This is a genomic window from Rhodococcus sp. 2H158, from assembly GCF_053764755.1.
The window spans coordinates 14,592-31,522 of the sequence record NZ_JBSNCE010000044.1 but is presented as its reverse complement, the minus strand read 5'-3'; the positions used below and the strand labels follow the sequence as shown (position 1 = coordinate 31,522).

Genomic DNA, 16,931 nt, shown 5'->3' with positions numbered 1-16,931 from the left:
GGGAACCCCCTCCCACCCGCGCGCGGCGTTCCACCCGTGAAGGAGCGCCCGAGATGACCACCGCCTCGAAGTCCGTCGCCCATGCCCCCGTCCCGGAGTTCGACGCCGTGGTCCTCGGGCGCTCCTTCGCCGCCCTGCGGGCGGCCGGCCGCCTGCGCGACGAACTGCGATTGGCCGTCCACGACACGGCCGGCGCGACGTCCGCCCGCTACGACGACGTCGACCACCGCTGGGACATCCTCGACGGCTCGACCGTCGTCGCGCGGGCCAAGTTCCTCGTCGACGGGGACGGCACCCTCCCGCTGTGCGGCCGCGACGGTGCGCGGTGCACGGCGAACACGTTGACGGCGAAGGGTTTTCCCAACCTCTTCCGGCCGGCCATCGCCGTCCACCCCGATCCCGTCGGGTACACCGTCGCGTGCATCGAGCACATGCGCGCCTACGGCCACGACTATGTCGAGCGCCGAGCCCGGGTTCCGATCTGCGACGACGACTTCCCGGAGCTGTCGTTCGACCGGCCCACCCCGCAGTTCTGGGTCGGGTAGGCCCACGCAACGACACAGGTCCCGGACATCGACAAGCGTCTCGACGGTTGTCGACGTCCGGGACTTCTGTGTGCGTCAGCGGCCGCGCAGCACCTCCGCCGGCGTCGTCCCGTAGCGCCGCTTGAACGCCGCGGCGAACCGGCCGGGGTGGCTGAAACCCCACCGGTAGGCCACGTCGGCGACGGTGACCGCGCCCGGCCCGGCGACGAGGTCGTCGTGGGCGCGGTCGAGCCGGATGTCGAGCAGGCACGCCGACGGGCTGCGGCCGACGAACTGGGCGAACGCCTCCTGCAGGCGGCGGACGCTGGTACCGGCCAGTTCGGCCATGTCGGCCGCGGTCCACGCCCGGCCGGGATCGTCGTGCAGGGCGTCGAGGACGCGCCGGATCATGCCCGGCCGCGGGGGTGCGGCCGGGCCGTCCTGCGGGGCGACGGCCAGGACGAACGCCGCGGTCACGGCACCGGCGAGCTGCGCCCCGACCACCGGATTGCGCACCACCTCGAGGGCGCCGTCGAGCTGTTCGGACAGGGCCCGGACGAGTCCGTGCCACTCGCTCGCCGGACCGGTCAGGTCGAGCTGGTCGGGCAGCTCGAGCTTCGATCGCACCGGCGAACCGAGGATCCGGTCGGCCTCCCGCTCGAGATGCCCCCGGTCGAACTTCACCCCGAGCACGGAACACGTTGCGCCCCAATGGGTGATCACACTCGGCGTGTCGGCCCGGAAGACGGTGGCCTGACCGGGCACCGAAACGGTCTCGCCGTGGCTGCCACGGGATTCGAGCCGGCCGGTGACCGGGATGTTCACCTCGTAGGCGCCCGGATAGTCGCACGCGATGGCGATGTCGGCACCCCAGTGCAGGCGGCCGAGGGTCACCCCGCCGAGATCGACCGTCGTCAGCGACAGCTTCGGCCGGTCGGTGCCCGACAAATCGGTCAGCTCATGGGGAAAGTACGCGTCCGCCACCGCCCGGGATGCGGCATCCCAGTCTCCGATCTCGGTCGCACTCACACCACGAGCGTACGTATCGGAGACGCCGGTCACAGAAAGTCGCGCGATGTGTCCAGGGACCGCGCAGATCGTCTCGGCGATCGTGTGACTGCCGTCATATGTTCTGCCTCACCCGACGAACGGCCCCGCTCGAGGGGCCTACCCGCCGAAGACACATCGAGGAGCAACACCGATGACGAGCACCCTTTCGTGGATCGACGAGATCACCATGACCGAACTCGAGCGCAACCCGTACCCGGTCTACGAGCGGCTGCGGGCCGAGGCACCGGTCGCCTTCGTCCCCGTCCTCGGCGCGTTCGTCGCCTCGACCGCCGAGGCGTGCCACGCCATCGCGACGAGCGACGACTTCGAGGCCATCATCACCCCGGCCGGCGGCCGCACGTTCGGACACCCCGCGATCATCGGTGTCAACGGCGACATCCACCAGGATCTGCGCTCGATGGTCGAACCCGCACTGCAGCCGAGCGAGGTCGACCGGTGGATCGAGGACCTGGTCCGGCCCATCGCCCGCCGCTACCTCGAGGGTTTCGAGAACGACGGCCGCGCCGATCTCGTCGCCCGGTACTGCGAACCGGTCAGCGTCCGCGCCCTCGGCGACCTGCTCGGGCTGAAGGACGTCGGTTCCGACAAGCTGCGCGAGTGGTTCCACAAGCTGTCCGACTCCTTCACCAACGCCGAGGTCGACGACCACGGTGAATTCACCAACCAGGAGCGGTTCGCGGCCGGCGACGCGGCGAAGGCGGAGATCCGCTCGATCGTCGATCCCCTGATCGACCACTGGATCGAACACCCGGACGACAGTGCGATGTCGCACTGGCTGCACGACGGCATGCCCGAGGGGCAGACCCGCGACCGCGAGTACATCTATCCGACGCTGTACGTATTCCTGCTCGGGGCCATGCAGGAGCCGGGCCACGCGATGTCCTCGACGCTGGCGGGGCTGTTGAGCCGGCCCGAACAGTTCGAAGCCGTCGTCGACGAGCCGGGTCTGATTCCGCGCGCGATCGCCGAGGGCATGCGGTGGACGTCGCCGATCTGGTCGGCGACCGCCCGCATCGCGACGCGGGACACCACGGTGTCCGGAGTCGACATCGCGGCAGGCACCGTGGTGATCCTGTCGTACGGCTCGGCCAATCACGACACCGGCAAGTACGACGCCCCCACCGAATACGACATGACCCGCCCGCCGCTGCCGCACCTGGCGTTCGGCGCCGGCAACCACGCGTGCGCCGGCATCTACTTCGCGAACCACGTGTGCCGCATCGGCCTCGAGGAACTGTTCGACACCATCCCCAATCTCGAGCGGGACACGAACGCCGACGTCGAGTTCTGGGGCTGGGGCTTCCGCGGACCCACCGCCCTGCACGTCACCTGGGAGGTCTAGGACATGAGCGCCACCGTCACCGTCGGCGACACCACCGTCGCGTGCGCCCCCGATCAGACCGTGCTCGACGCCCTGCTGCGCAGCGGGGTGTGGATGCCCAATTCGTGCAACCAGGGCACGTGCGGCACCTGCAGGATCCGGGTCCGCTCGGGCACCGTCGACCACCGCACGTCCCCCGAGGCGACGCTGCCCGCAACGGAACGCGACGCGGGCTTCGCCCTCGCGTGCCAGGCCACGCCGTGCGGCGACACCGTCGTCGAGCGGCCACGCACCGACGACGGCCGGGACCGGGACGCCACCCACGCGCTGCGCGACCTCGTCGGCACCGTCACCGAGGTCCGCGACATCGCCCACGACACGCGGCGGATGTTGCTCACCCTGGACACGCCGCTCGAATTCTCCGCCGGGCAGTGCGTCGAACTGACCGTTCCGGGCACCGGCGTCCGGCGGCAGTACTCGCTGGCCAACACCCCGGGTGAGGCGAAGCTGCTCGAGCTGCATGTCCGTCGCCGGCCGGGTGGGGTCGCGAGCGACCGGTGGGCGTTCGGCACCGTCGCGGTCGGCGACCGTGTCGGCGTCACCGGACCGCTCGGGAACTTCACGTTCGACGAGGAGTCCACCGGCCCCATGGTGCTGCTCGCGGGCGGGACCGGACTGGCGCCGATGAAGAGCATCGTCCGGCAGGCATTGTCGCTGGATCCGCGGCGCGAGATCGTCCTCTACCACGGGGTGCGCACGGCCGAGGACCTCTACGACTCCGGCTTCTTCCGCGAACTGGAGGCGCAGCATCCCGGCTTCCGGTTCGTCGCGTGCCTGAGCCGCGAGTCCGGCGGCGACCGCGAGGGCTACGCCCCCGACGCCTTCGTCGAGGACGTGGCGTCGGCGAAGGAGTACACGGGCTACATCTGCGGCTCCGAGGCCTTCGTCGACAGCGCCGTCAAGGCGTGCAAGCGGCGCCGGATGTCGCCGCGCCGGATCCGGCGGGAGAAGTTCACCCCGGCGACGTGACCCACCCCCGGTGCGTCCTTTGGGCTGTCCCAGCAGCCCAAAGGACGCACCGGGCGTTTGGGGACTTCCTACCCTCCTGCCGAGGGTCCTAGGTAGGCCTAGGCATTTGCCTGGTGTGACTGCGGCCACATGGTGGCATGGTGGAGATAACGCGGAAACAGCCCCCATTCTCCGCCGGGGCCGACCCGACACCCTTTCTGGAGGATCCCCATGACCGAGACCCTGGACCATGTGCGCGCCGCCCTCGACGGCGCTCTCGTCGAAGACGCGGACAGCGGCCGATACCAAGTGCGCCGCAACATCTTCACCGACGAGGAAGTCTTCGAGCTGGAGATGAAGCACATCTTCGAAGGCAACTGGGTCTACCTCGCGCACGAGAGCCAGGTTCCGAACAACGGGGACTACTTCACCACCTACATCGGTCGCCAGCCCGTTGTGATCAGCCGCGACAAGGAGGGCGAGCTGCACTGCCTGATCAACGCATGCAGCCACCGGGGCGCGATGCTGTGCCGACGCAAGACCGACAACCGCACCACGTTCACCTGCCCGTTCCACGGCTGGACGTTCCGCAACAACGGCAAGCTGCTCAAGGTCAAGGACCCGCGCGACGCCGGCTACCCGGAGGAGTTCAACAAGGACGGCAGCCACGACCTGACCAAGGTCGCCCGGTTCGAGAGCTACCGCGGCTTCCTGTTCGGCAGCCTGAACGCCGACGTCAAGCCCCTCGAAGAGCACCTCGGTGACGCCACCAAGATCATCGACATGACCGTGGACCAGTCCCCCGAGGGTCTCGAGGTGTTGCGCGGCTCGTCCACCTACACCTACGACGGCAACTGGAAGCTGCAGGCGGAGAACGGCGCCGACGGCTACCACGTGTCGGCGACGCACTGGAACTACGCGGCCACCACCGCGCGCCGCACCGCCGGCGAGTCGACCAACGAGACCAAGGCGATGGACGCCGGCACCTGGGGCAAGCAGGGCGGCGGCTACCACTCGTTCGAGAACGGCCACCTGCTGCTGTGGATGTGGTGGGGCAACCCGCAGGACCGCCCGCTCTTCCCCCGCAAGGCCGAGCTCGCCGCAGAATTCGGCGAGAAGAAGGCCGAGTTCATGGTCGGCGCGTCCCGCAACCTCTGCCTCTACCCGAACGTGTACCTGATGGACCAGTTCTCCTCGCAGATCCGGCATTTCCGGCCGATCTCCGTGGACAAGACCGAAGTCACCATCTACTGCATCGCCCCGAAGGGTGAGAGCGCCGAATCCCGCGCCAATCGCATCCGCCAGTACGAGGACTTCTTCAACGCCACCGGAATGGCCACCCCGGACGACCTCGAGGAGTTCCGGTCCTGCCAGAAGACCTATCTCGCGTCGGCCGCCCCGTGGAACGACCTCAGCCGCGGCGCCACCCACCAGCTCAACGGACCGGACCAGGTCGCGCTGGACCTCGGCATGAAGAACGTGCTGTCGAGCGGCGTGAAGACCGAGGACGAGGGCCTGTACCCGATCCAGCACGGTTTCTGGCTCGAGAGCATGCGCAAGGCCGTCGCGGCGGAAACTGCCGAGAACGCCGCCGCCGAGAACACCGCCGCCGAGCCCACCACCACGAACGAGCGCTGAGGAAGACCCGGACATGACCGCCGCAACGGAATTGACGCAGACCGACATCGAGCAGTTCCTCTACCGCGAGGCCCGTCTCCTCGACGACCGCGAGTTCGAGAAGTGGCTCGAGTGCTACCACCCGCAGGCCGAGTACTGGATGCCGGCATGGGACGACAACGGTGCGCTCACCGAGGACCCGCAGCGCGAGATCTCGCTCATCTACTACCCCAACCGCGGTGGCCTCGAGGACCGGGTGTTCCGCATCCGCACCGACCGCTCCTCCGCGACGTCGCTGCCCGAACCGCGCACCGGCCACAACATCACCAACGTCGAGATCCTCGAGCGCCGCGGCACCGAGATCGACCTGCGCCACAACTGGTTCTCGCTGTACTACCGGTACAACACCACCGACACCTACTTCGGCACGAACTTCGTGACCCTCGACGTCTCGGGCCCGCACCCGGTGATCAAGAAGAAGAAGATCGTGCTCAAGAACGACTACATCCACCACATCGTGGACGTCTACGTCGTCTGATCCACCCCCGATTCACGAAAGGAGGCACATGCCGTGAGCTTTCAGGTGGCATTGAGCTTCGAGGACGGGGTGACCCGCTTCATCAAGTGCGGACCGAACGAGACGGTCGCCGACGCGTCGTACAAGGCGCGGATCAACATTCCTCTCGACTGCCGCGACGGCGCGTGCGGTACCTGCAAGGCACTGTGCGAGTCCGGCAACTACGACGGCGGCGACTACATCGAGGAGGCGCTGACCGACGACGAGGCCGAGCAGGGTTTCTGCCTGCCGTGCCAGATGGTCCCGGAATCCGATCTCGTGCTGCAGATCGCGACGACCTCGGACGTCGCGAAGACCGCGGCCGCGACGTACACGGCGACGATCACGGACCTGCAGCGGTTCTCTCCCAGCACCGTGGGCTTCACCGTCGAGATCCCCAATCGGGACGACCTGGTGTTCCTGCCGGGCCAGTACGTGAACATCACCGTGCCCGGAACGGAACAGACCCGGTCGTACTCGTTCAGCACGGGACCGAACGACCCGCAGTTGTCCTTCCTGGTGAAGATCACCGAGGGCGGCCTGATGTCCGAGTACCTGAGTGATCGCGCCCAGGTGGGAGACACGCTGCAGTTCACCGGCCCGTTCGGCAGCTTCTTCCTGCGTGAGCGCAAGCGCCCCGCACTCCTGCTCGCCGGCGGTACCGGCCTCGCGCCGCTGCTCGCCATCCTGTCGAAGATGCAGGAAGAGGGCAGCGACCTGCCGGTGCACCTGGTCTACGGCGTCAGCTTCGACCAGGACCTGGTCGAGCTGGACAAGCTCGAGGCCTACACGCGGTCGCTGCCGAACTTCACGTTCGACTACTGCGTTTCCGATCCGGAGTCGACCGCCCCCAACAAGGGGTACGTCACCGGCCTGTTCGAGCCGAAGCACCTCAACGACGGCGACGTCGACGTCTACCTGTGCGGGCCGCCGCCGATGGTCGAGGCGGTGCGCACGCACCTGTCGGACGAGGGCATCTCGGTGACGAACTTCTACTTCGAGAAGTTCAACAACTCCGCGACCCCCGGCGCCGCCGAACCGGCTCCCCGGCCCACCGAGCGGGAACTCGAAGCCGCCACCAGGGCAGCCGAGGAGACCGGCCTGCCGGTGTCCCTCGGCGCTGCCGAGCAGGTGCCGGTGGGCAACTACGAGATCGGCGAGGAGCACCCGCCCGTCACCGAATCCGACGCCCAGTTCGACGCGCGCATGGCGCTCGAGCTCGGTGCGCTGGAGCTGACCATCGGCCGGCTCACCGACGCGCAGCTCGTGGAATTCCGGATTCTCGCCGAGGCGTCGACCGCGTCGATCGACCACGACCGCTTCACCGACGCGGGCGCGTTCACCGACACCAACGCCGCCTTCCACGAGTTCCTGTTCCGCTGCTGCGGCAATCCCGTGCTGCTCGAGGCGTACAACCGGCTCGAGGTGACCCAGCTGATGCGCCAGGTGCTGCGCACCGCGCAGTGGGTGGACGAGCAGATTCCGCACGACCACCTGCAGATCGTGCGGGCGTTCGAACGCAAGGACCGCGCGGCGGCCCGCGACCTCATCGTCAGCCATGCCGAGCACGCCAAGGCGACGATGCGCCGCGCCATCGAGGACTCCGCGAAGGTGGAACTCGCGTGAGCGCCCTTCTTCCGGTCGGCACCGTGTACCCGGGCCGCTTCGACGGCAGGGTCGTCACCGTCACCGGCGCCGCGCAGGGTATCGGCCTCGTGGTCGCGTCCCGCATCGCAGCCGAGGGTGGATCCGTGATCCTCGTCGACCGCTCCGAGCTCGTACACGAGGTGGCGAAGGAGTTGCGCGAGAAGGGTTTCCAGGCGCACTCCGTCACCGCCGACCTCGAGACGTTCGAGGGAGCGCAGTCCGCGCTCGACGAGGCCCGGCAGCAGCACGGCCGCATCGACGTGCTCGTCAACAACGTCGGCGGGACGATCTGGGCGAAGCCGTACGAGCACTACACCCCCGAGCAGATCCAGGCGGAGGTGCAGCGGTCGCTGTTCCCGACGCTGTGGACATGCCGCGCGGTGCTGCCGTACCTGATCGAGCAACGCTCGGGCACGATCGTCAACGTGTCCTCCGTGGCGACGCGCGGTGTCAACCGCGTCCCCTACGCCGCCGCCAAGGGCGGGGTCAACGCGATCACCACCGCGCTCGCCCTCGAGGCCGCCCCGTACGGGATCCGGGTCGTCGCCACCGCCCCCGGCGGCACCGACGCCCCCGCCCGCCGGGTAGCGCGCGGCCCCGCCGCGCAGAGCGAGCAGGAGAAGGGCTGGTACCAGCAGATCGTGGACCAGACCGTCGACTCCTCGCTGCTCAAGCGGTACGGCACGCTCGACGAGCAGGCCGCCGCGATCACCTTCCTGGCCTCGGAGGAGGCCTCCTACATCACCGGCACGGTTCTTCCCGTCGCCGGCGGCGACCTGGGGTAACACCCCAGCACCGCCACAGGCCTCACCGACAGGCCAGGGATCCCCTGCCGGTGAGGCCCTCTTTCTGCCCCGTTTCATTTGTGACCGCACTCACAGACCGGAGCCGACATGGCCGACAACACAACCGCCTGGGCAAGTCCCCGGCACCGCCGCACCGTCATCTGGGTCGTCGCCCTCGCCACGCTCGCGATCATCTTCGACGGCTACGACCTCGTCGTCTACGGGACGATCCTGCCCACCCTGATGGCCGACCCCAGCCAGATCGGAGCGATCTCCGCGCAGCAGGGCGGCGCGCTGGGCTCGTACGCCCTCATCGGCGTCATGGTCGGCGCCCTGTTCACCGGCGCGTTCGGCGACCGGCTCGGGCGCCGGAAGATGATGCTGATCAACATCGTCTGGTTCTCCGTCGGCATGGGCGCCGCGGCGATGGCCACCAGCATCACCTCCTTCGGCATCCTGCGCTTCTTCACCGGCATCGGCGTCGGCGGTCTCGTCGCCACCGCGGGTGCCGTGGTGGCCGAGTTCGCTCCGCCCGGGAAACGGAACCTGTTCAACGCGATCGTCTACAGCGGCGTCCCCGCCGGCGGCGTCCTCGCCTCTCTGCTGGCCATCGTGCTGCGCGACACCATCGGCTGGCGCGGACTGTTCTGGATCGGCGCGCTGCCGCTGGTGATCCTGCTGCCCCTGGCCCTGGTGAAGCTCCCCGAGTCCCCGATGTGGCTGCAGGCGCGCGGGCGGACGGACGAGGCGGCCGCGGTCTGTGCCAAGTTCGGTCTCCCCCTGCCCACGATCGCCCCGGCCCCGGCCGAGAAGGTCGGATTCGCCGCACTGGCCACCCGCCGCTACGCGTGGGGCACCACCCTGCTCGGCCTGATGAGCTTCGCCGGGCTCCTGCTGACCTACGGCCTGAACACGTGGCTGCCGAAGATCATGGCCGACGCCGGCTACAACGCGAAGGGCTCGCTCGCATTCCTGTTGGTGCTCAACGGCGGTGCGATCATCGGCGGCCTCCTGGCCTCCCGGATCGCCGACGGCCGCGGCCCCCAGCCGGTCATCGCCACCACGTTCGGTCTCGCCGGCCTGGCACTGATCCTCCTCACCTTCGGGTTCCCGCTGCCCGTCCTGCTGACCGCGGTGGCGATCGCCGGGGTCGGCACGATCGGCACCCAGGTGCTCATCTACGGGCTCGTCTCCAACTACTACGAGACGGCGGCGCGTGGTGCCGGTGTCGCCTGGTGCGCCGGATTCGGCCGGCTCGGCGGGATCTTCGGCCCCATCATCGGCGGCCTGCTCATCGGTGCCGGGCTGAGCAACGACGTGAGCTTCTACATCTTCGCGGGCATCGCCGTGGCCGGCGCCCTGGTCACGGTGTTCGTTCCCATCCGACGGGGTGCGCAGTACGTTGCCCGAACCCCCGAAGCTGCGGCCGCGAGCCCCACTACCGTGGAAGTGTGACTCACCCCGCCATGCTGGTCGGACGTACCCGAGAGCTCTCCGAGCTCGACCGTCACCTCGGCGAGGCGCGAGCCGGTTCACCCGTGCTCGCCCTCGTCGAGGGTCCGCCGGGTATCGGCAAATCCGCCCTGGTGCAACGATTCACCGAGGTCTTGAACGGCTGGCAGGTCCGCGTGTCCGCGGGCGTCCCGTGGGAGGCGGCGCGCGCGTGGAGCACCGCCGAGCAACTGCTGCAGGCCCCCGTCACCGGGGGTGATCCGGTGGAAGTGGCACACGAACTGTTGTCCCTCGTCGACGATCCCACCGTTCTCGTCGTCGACGACGCGCACTGGTCCGATTCCGAGTCGTTGCAGGCTCTGTCGTCCGCCGTCCGCCGCGCCCACGGCAAGCAGTTGCTCGTCCTGCTGGTGACCGTGGACCCGCTGCCGGAGACGGTCCCGGACAGCACCCGGCAGGTGCTCGACCATCACCGCGCCCTCTCCGTGCACGTGCGGCCCCTCGGGCCGCAGGACATCGCCCAGCTGGCCCTCACCCGCATCGGCGTGGACCTGTCGCCGTGGACCGCGCGACGGCTGTTCGAGCACACCCTCGGCACACCCCGCCCGATCCTGCAGTTGCTCGACGAGATCCCCCGCAACCAGTGGCAGCACTGGCAGGCCCGGTTCCCGGCGCCCCAGGAACGGTCGGGCGCCGTGCGCCGCACGCTGGACCACTGCCCCGCCGAGACCCGGGCACTCGTGGAAGCGGCGGCCGTGCTCGGTGGCGAAAGCACCCTGACCCAGGCCGCGGCGCTGGCCGGGCTGGCGGACCCCACCGCGGCGCTCGACGCCGCGCACACCGCCGGATTGCTCCGGCGGCGCGAACAGCGCGGCGCGGTCACCCTGATCTTCCCGGACCCGATGACGCGGGCCGCCGTCGCGGACGACATCGGTCCCGCCCGCTGGCGCGACCTGCACGCCCGCGCCGCCGAACTGGTCGACGACGAGGGTGCCGCCCTCACCCACCTGGTCTCCGCCACCCCCACCGCCGATGCGGACCTCGCGGACCGCCTCGATCGGTACGGCCGGCGCCGCGCCGCCGTCGGTGCGTGGTCGGATGCTGCCGAGGCACTGATCATCGCGAGTGGCATCAGTCCCGACCGCGACCAGCGCGCGCAGCGGCTGATCCGCGGCGTCGACGCCCTCACGGGCGCGGCGGACCTGCCCCAGGCGCTGACGTTCGTGCCCGCGATGGAGGCCGCGCCCGAGGGCTCCATGCGCGACGTGGTGCTCGGCTACCTGGCGATCCAGCGCGGCCGGTCGGCCGAAGCCTCCCAGCTGCTCACGCGCGCATGGCAACTGCTCCCGGACCCGGCCCGGGACCCGGATCTGGGTGCGATGATCTGCCAGCGCATGGTGCTGCATTCGCTGGCCCAGCTCGACGGCGCGGGCCTCGTCGAGTGGGCCGACCGCGCGTCGTCCCTCGTAGCTCCCGACATGCCCGCTGCCGTCGAGTCGGCCGCGATCCGCGGCCTCGGCCTGGCCATGACCGGCCGCGTCGACGAGGCACGCGCCTCGTACGCAGAGCTGTCGGAGAACTTCCGGCTCGGCGCCCAGAGCCAGCGGATCCGCATGGCGGAGGGCTGGCTCGCCCTGGCGCTGGACGAGCCGGATCGCGCCCGCGCGGAGCTCGAGAGTGCCGAGCCGACCGTCTTCCGCGGCGGATCGATCCGGATCTCGTTGTGGGCGCAGGCGTGGCTGGCGCGCACGGAGTTCGCGCTCGGCGCATGGGACGACGCCGTGCGCACCGTCGACCGCGCGGCCGCACAGCTCGACACTGCCGGCCTGGATCTGCTTCGGCCGCTGGTGCATTGGACGGGGGCGCAGGTGCACGCCCTGCGCGGGGACTGGCCGCTGGCCCGCGAGCACCTGCGTCGCGGACGCGCGGGCGCCACCGACTATGCCGTCATGGTGGTGCCGTCCTGCATCGCGGCCGCCCAGTGCGCAGAGGTCGCCGCCGACTACGACGGGGTGCTGCGGCACCTCGCACCGCTCACTACCCGTCGGCGGCAGGCCCTGGTGGAACCGGGTTTCTGGCCGTGGCCGGACCTGTACGCGAATGCCCTCGTGATGACCGGACGCGTCGACGAGGCCGACGAGTTCCTCCGTCCGTTCGAGGAACTGGCCGTCTCCCGTGGGCACCTGTCGGCCCGGGCGCGGCTCGGATACGTGCGCGGACGGATCGACGGGGCACGGGGCGACATCGACGCCGCCCGCAGAACATTCGAGGACGCGCTGGCGAACCTGGCGACGCTGTCGCTGCCGTACGACCGTGCCCGCGTGAACTTCGCGTACGGGCAGACGCTGCGCCGCGCCGGACGCCGACGGGAGGCGGACGCGGTGATGCGCACGGCCCGCGAGCTGTACGTGACACTCGGCGCGACGTCGTACGTGCAGCGCTGCGACCGCGAACTCAAGGCCGGGGGGATGAAGACGAACGGCGACGATACACGCCGGACACACATGGATCTGGCGGCATTGACCCCGCAGGAGAAGGCGGTCGCCGCGCTGGTGGCCGCGGGCAATACCAACAAGGACGTGGCGGGCGAACTGTTCCTGTCGGTGAAGACGGTGCAGTACCACCTGACACGGGTCTACGCGAAGCTCGGCATCCGTTCGCGCAGCGAGCTGGCCGCCCAGTTCCGGCAAGAGGATTGAGGAAGAGATGACGGCAGTCGACGAGAAGACCTCTCCCCCGAACGACACCCACCTGCTGGAGCGGCCCGCTCGGCCCGTGACCCGGCCGCGCCGGGTGCTGCGGGACCTCGGCGTCGAGTACGCGGCGAACGGCGTGATCGGGCTGGTGTTCTCGTCGACGGGGCCGGTCGCGGTCGTACTCGCGGCCGGCGCGGCCGGCGGGCTCGGCGCCGCCGAACTCGCGTCGTGGATCTTCGGGATCTTCGTCCTCAACGGCGTGCTGACGATCGCGATGAGCGTCGCCTACCGGCAGCCCCTCGGCTTCGCCTGGACGATTCCGGGCACGATCCTCGTCGGCGGGTCGCTGGGGCACCTGTCCTGGCCGGAGGTGATCGGGGCGTTCCTGGTCACCGGCCTGCTGGTGCTGGTGTTGGGCGCGTCCGGGCTGGTGCGGCGGGTGATGGAGGCGCTGCCGATGCCGATCGTCATGGCGATGGTGGCGGGCGTCTTCCTGAAGTTCGGTGTGGACCTGGTGCTCGCGCTCGGCGCGGACGTCGCGATCGCCGCGCCCATGGTGCTGATGTTCCTGGCGTTGAGCGCATTCGGCCGGATCGGCCGGTGGCTGCCGCCGATCCTCGGGGCGCTGATCGCCGGTGCGGTCGCGGTGGCGGCGTCGGGGCGCTTCTCCCCTGCCCCGGGCGAAGCGGGCATCCTCGCGTCGCCGGTTTTCACCGCGCCGGTGTTCACGTGGACGGCGTTGCTGGAGTTGGTGATCCCGCTGGCGATCACCGTGCTGGTGGTGCAGAACGGGCAGGGCATCGCAGTGCTCACGGCGGCCGGGCACCGGCCCCCGATCAACGTCACCACGATCGCGTGCGGGGTGTGGTCGCTCGGTGCCGCCTGCGTCGGCGCGGTGTCGACGTGCCTGACCGGCCCGACGAACGCCCTGCTCACCGCGTCCGGTGAGCGGAGCCGTCAGTACACGGCGGCCGTGTGTTTCGGGGTGTATTCGATCGTGTTCGGACTGTTCGCGCCACTGTTCGTGCGGTGGATGACCGCCGCGCCGGCGGCGTTCGTCGCGACCCTCGGGGGCCTGGCGATGCTGCGGGCGCTGCAGGGCGCGTTCGTGACGGCGTTCGCCTCGAAGTACACGATGGGGGCGCTGGTGGCATTCGTCGTCACCGCCGCGAACGTGACGTTCTGGAACATCGGGGCGGCGTTCTGGGGTCTGGTGGCCGGGGTGATCGTGTCCCGGTTGCTCGAGCGGGGGGACTGGGCCACCGGCCGGTGACACCGGCGGGTGCGCGCGTGTGGGTGCGCGCACCCGCCGTGTCCCGAGCCGGGGGGTGTCAGCGGCCGAACAGCGAGCCGAAGATGCCGGAGCTCGTCTTGGGAGCGGAGTCCTGGTCGCAGGCGCATCGCTCGGCGGCGGGCACGGACTTCATCACGCTGTCGACGTGCTGGCCGCAGCCGCCCCAGCCGGTCTTTCCGCACTTGGGGCAGGTGACGGGGTAACACATGGGCGTCCTCCTCGGGGAAGCGGTCGGGGTCTACCGCCAATATACCCCCTGGGGTATCAGATATGCCAGTGTGCGCATGCGCACATACGGTACGACGCAGATCGGGGACCGGGCATACCGCGAAAATCCGGCGCCGGGACGGGCGAACTGACACCCTGAGGGCCGTACCGTCCCTCCGCGCAGACAGGATCAACAACCCATGGCACGTCCGGTTCGCGTCGTCGTCCTCGGTTCCGGCTCGTGGGGCACCACCGTCGCAGGACTGTCGGCCCGGAACACCCCGACCCTGCTCTGGTCCCGCAATCCGGACACCGCCCGCGAGATCGACGAGGAGCACCGCAACACCCGGTACCTCGGCGAGCGGACCCTGCCGGCCAACCTGCGCGCCACCTCGGACCTCCTCGAGGCCGCGCACGAGGCCGACGTGCTGGTGGTCGGAGTGCCGTCCCACGCGGTCCGCGCCACCCTCGCCGAGATCTCGAACGAGGTGCGGGCCTGGGTGCCGATCCTCTCGCTCGCGAAGGGACTCGAACCGGGCACGCGCCTGCGGCCCACCGAGGTGATCGGCGAATGCCTGCCGGGGCACCCCGTGGGACTGCTGGCCGGGCCGAACATCGCCGGCGAGGTCGCCGACGGCATGGCGGCCGCCGCGGTGGTGGCCACGGCGGACGAACGCGTCGCGGCGGCCCTGCAACCGCTGTTCGCCTCGAAGGTCTTCCGCGTGTACCGCAACACCGACGTCCTCGGCTGTGAACTCGGCGGGGTCCTGAAGAACATCGTCGCGATCGCGGCGGGCATGGCCGAGGGGCTGCGGGTCGGCGACAACACCCGGGCGATGGTGCTCACCCGGGGCCTCGCCGAGATGACCCGGCTCGGTGAGGTCATGGGGGCCAACCCGCGGACGTTCGCCGGCCTGACCGGAATGGGCGACCTGTTCGCGACGTGCACGAGCCCGGCGTCACGCAACCGCCGGATCGGCGAGGCGCTGGCGAGCGGGCTCACCCTCGAGGAGGCGGTGGCTCAACTGGGCCAGGTGGCCGAGGGAGTGAAGACGGCGCCGACGGTGATGGAACTGGCGCGGGAGTACGAGGTGGAGATGCCCATCGCCGCCGAGGTCGAGGCCGTCGTGGCCGGCCGCCGCTCCCCCGCCGACGCGTACCGGGGGCTGCGCCGGGTCACGCCGGGCAACGAGGAGGACGTGGTCTGATCGGGAAGTATTCGGGATTCTCGACCGCGTACTAGATACCGATATAGACCCTAATTTGCCTGGTGAAGCCCGTACTTGCACACTGTTCAAGTGATCGGAACCGAAGTACTCGTCGTCGGCGCCGGCTTCGCCGGGCTCGGTGCCGCCGCACACCTGCGGCAACGCGGCCGCGACGTGCGCGTTCTCGAACGGAGCACCTCCCTCGGCGGCACGTGGCGCGACAACACCTACCCGGGGTGCGAGTGCGACATCCATCCGGCCCTGTACTCGTACTCGTCCGCTCCCCAGGCCGTCTGGGCCCGCGGCCGCGCTACCCAGCCGGAGATCCTCGCGCACCTGCACACGTTCGCCGCAGGGAACGGACTCGACGACCGGATCGCCTACGGCACGACCGCCACCGGGTGCCGATGGGACGAGACGACGGGCCGCTGGCACGTGCGCACCGACCACGGTCCGGACTACGAGGCCCGCTTCCTCGTCCTGTCCACCGGCGCCCTGAACGTCCCGCAGATTCCCCGCCTCGAAGGCTCCTTCGCGGGACCCGCCTTCCACACCGCGCGTTGGGACCACGGCGTCGACGTCACCGGGCGGCACGTCGCCGTGATCGGCACCGGCGCGAGCGCCGCTCAGGTGATCCCGTATCTCGCCGACACCGCCGGCCGCGTCACGCTGTTCCAGCGCACCCCCGCCTGGGTGCTGCCGCGCCGCAGGCAGCACCTACCGCTGCCGCACCGCGCGCGACGGACGGTCGAGTACTGGCGCGGCGAAGCGCTCGTCCCCGCCCTCACCGGGTCCGACCGCCGGCTCGCCCGCCTCGAGGCCCGGGCGCTGCGGCACCTGCACCGGCAGGTTCCCGACCCGGACCTGCGCCGCGCCCTGACCCCGCGGCACCGGATCGGGTGCAAACGGATCCTGTTCTCCGACAGTTACTATCCCGCGCTCGCCCGAGACTCCAGCACGGTGGTCACCACCCCGGTCGCGGGACTGCGCCCGCACGGTGTGCGCACCGTCGACGGTCGGGAACACGCAGCCGACGTCCTGGTGTACGCGACCGGATTCCGGGTGTCCGCCGCGCTCGCCGGCCTGCCGGTCGTCGGCTGCGACGGCCGCACCCTGCTCGAGCGGTGGGGGCGTGACGGCGCGTCGGCGCACCTGGGCACGACCGTCGCCGGGTTCCCCAACGCATTCCTGCTCGGCGGGCCCAACACCGGCATCGGCCACACCTCGCTGCTGTTCATGATCGAGAGCCAGCTCCGCTACGTCGCCGCCGCGATGGACGCCGCCGACCGGGAGGGCGTCACCGCGCTAGAGGTACGGGCCGCCGCCCAGCGAGAGTTCGCCGACGAGATGCGCCGGCGTTCGACGGGCACCGTCTGGACCACCGGGTGCCGGAGCTGGTACCTGGACCGCGACGCGGTCAACCGGTCGCTGTGGCCGGGCTCGTCCTGGCGATACCGGCTGCGCACCCGGCGGTTCGACCGGGAGAACTACACGGCCGCCGGCCCCGCACGACGGCCCTGAACGAGCGCTACACAGGTGCCTGTG

General features: G+C 70.2%; 14 protein-coding genes. 12 read left to right on the top strand and 2 right to left on the bottom strand.

What is annotated here, in order from left to right:
- Positions 1 to 53: 53 nt before the first annotated feature.
- Positions 54 to 545 carry a hypothetical protein gene (locus ACWPOB_RS27330; RefSeq protein ID WP_100055495.1) on the top strand — a complete coding sequence of 164 codons (492 nt, stop codon included), beginning with the start codon at positions 54 to 56 and terminating at the stop codon, positions 543 to 545.
- A 75-nt stretch (positions 546 to 620) separates the two neighbouring features.
- On the opposite strand, the gene ACWPOB_RS27325 is transcribed toward ACWPOB_RS27330, so the two are convergent.
- A complete protein-coding gene (locus tag ACWPOB_RS27325) occupies positions 621 to 1,553 on the bottom strand; it encodes an AraC family transcriptional regulator (RefSeq protein WP_455402732.1) in 933 nt (310 codons plus the stop codon).
- 172 nt (positions 1,554 to 1,725) lie between these two features.
- On the opposite strand from ACWPOB_RS27325, the gene ACWPOB_RS27320 reads away from it, so the two are divergent.
- From ACWPOB_RS27320 to ACWPOB_RS27280, 9 genes are all read left to right on the top strand, one after another.
- On the top strand, positions 1,726 to 2,937 hold the full coding sequence (locus tag ACWPOB_RS27320; protein WP_455402731.1) for a cytochrome P450: 1,212 nt from the start codon (positions 1,726 to 1,728) through the stop codon (positions 2,935 to 2,937).
- Between the two features lie 3 nt (positions 2,938 to 2,940).
- Positions 2,941 to 3,945, top strand: coding sequence for a 2Fe-2S iron-sulfur cluster-binding protein (locus ACWPOB_RS27315; protein WP_455402730.1), 1,005 nt, complete (start codon positions 2,941 to 2,943; stop codon positions 3,943 to 3,945).
- Positions 3,946 to 4,155: 210 nt separating this feature from the next.
- Positions 4,156 to 5,562 carry a benzoate 1,2-dioxygenase large subunit gene (gene benA, locus ACWPOB_RS27310; protein ID WP_100055497.1) on the top strand — a complete coding sequence of 469 codons (1,407 nt, stop codon included), beginning with the start codon at positions 4,156 to 4,158 and terminating at the stop codon, positions 5,560 to 5,562.
- Between the two features lie 13 nt (positions 5,563 to 5,575).
- Entirely contained in the window at positions 5,576 to 6,079 is a 504-nt protein-coding gene (gene benB / locus ACWPOB_RS27305; protein ID WP_043801243.1) for a benzoate 1,2-dioxygenase small subunit, read from the top strand.
- A gap of 33 nt (positions 6,080 to 6,112) precedes the next feature.
- A complete protein-coding gene (gene benC / locus ACWPOB_RS27300; RefSeq protein WP_100055498.1) occupies positions 6,113 to 7,723 on the top strand; it encodes a benzoate 1,2-dioxygenase electron transfer component BenC in 1,611 nt (536 codons plus the stop codon).
- Complete coding sequence (locus ACWPOB_RS27295; RefSeq protein ID WP_100055499.1) at positions 7,720 to 8,529, top strand: 1,6-dihydroxycyclohexa-2,4-diene-1-carboxylate dehydrogenase; 810 nt, start codon at positions 7,720 to 7,722, stop codon at positions 8,527 to 8,529. The genes benC and ACWPOB_RS27295 overlap by 4 nt, the downstream gene beginning before the upstream one ends.
- 108 nt (positions 8,530 to 8,637) lie before the next feature.
- Positions 8,638 to 9,984: an MFS transporter gene (locus ACWPOB_RS27290; RefSeq protein WP_455402729.1), complete on the top strand. Its 1,347-nt coding sequence runs from the start codon at positions 8,638 to 8,640 to the stop codon at positions 9,982 to 9,984.
- Between the two features lie 11 nt (positions 9,985 to 9,995).
- The gene (locus ACWPOB_RS27285) at positions 9,996 to 12,680 is read left to right on the top strand and encodes an AAA family ATPase (protein WP_455402734.1); all 2,685 of its coding nucleotides are present in this window, start codon (positions 9,996 to 9,998) and stop codon (positions 12,678 to 12,680) included.
- A 7-nt stretch (positions 12,681 to 12,687) separates the two neighbouring features.
- Positions 12,688 to 13,950 carry a benzoate/H(+) symporter BenE family transporter gene (locus tag ACWPOB_RS27280; RefSeq protein ID WP_100056102.1) on the top strand — a complete coding sequence of 421 codons (1,263 nt, stop codon included), beginning with the start codon at positions 12,688 to 12,690 and terminating at the stop codon, positions 13,948 to 13,950.
- A gap of 58 nt (positions 13,951 to 14,008) precedes the next feature.
- Here ACWPOB_RS27280 and ACWPOB_RS27275 read toward each other — a convergent pair whose 3' ends face one another.
- Positions 14,009 to 14,179 (bottom strand): hypothetical protein, encoded by a 171-nt coding sequence (locus ACWPOB_RS27275; RefSeq protein ID WP_167666173.1) that lies wholly within the window; start codon positions 14,177 to 14,179, stop codon positions 14,009 to 14,011.
- A 199-nt stretch (positions 14,180 to 14,378) separates the two neighbouring features.
- Here ACWPOB_RS27275 and ACWPOB_RS27270 point away from each other — a divergent pair, with 199 nt between their 5' ends.
- Together ACWPOB_RS27270 and ACWPOB_RS27265 are read left to right on the top strand one after the other, a co-directional pair.
- Complete coding sequence (locus tag ACWPOB_RS27270) at positions 14,379 to 15,386, top strand: NAD(P)H-dependent glycerol-3-phosphate dehydrogenase (RefSeq protein ID WP_455402728.1); 1,008 nt, start codon at positions 14,379 to 14,381, stop codon at positions 15,384 to 15,386.
- A gap of 90 nt (positions 15,387 to 15,476) precedes the next feature.
- Positions 15,477 to 16,907, top strand: coding sequence for a flavin-containing monooxygenase (locus tag ACWPOB_RS27265; RefSeq protein ID WP_455402727.1), 1,431 nt, complete (start codon positions 15,477 to 15,479; stop codon positions 16,905 to 16,907).
- The last annotated feature ends 24 nt before the right edge of the window (positions 16,908 to 16,931 follow it).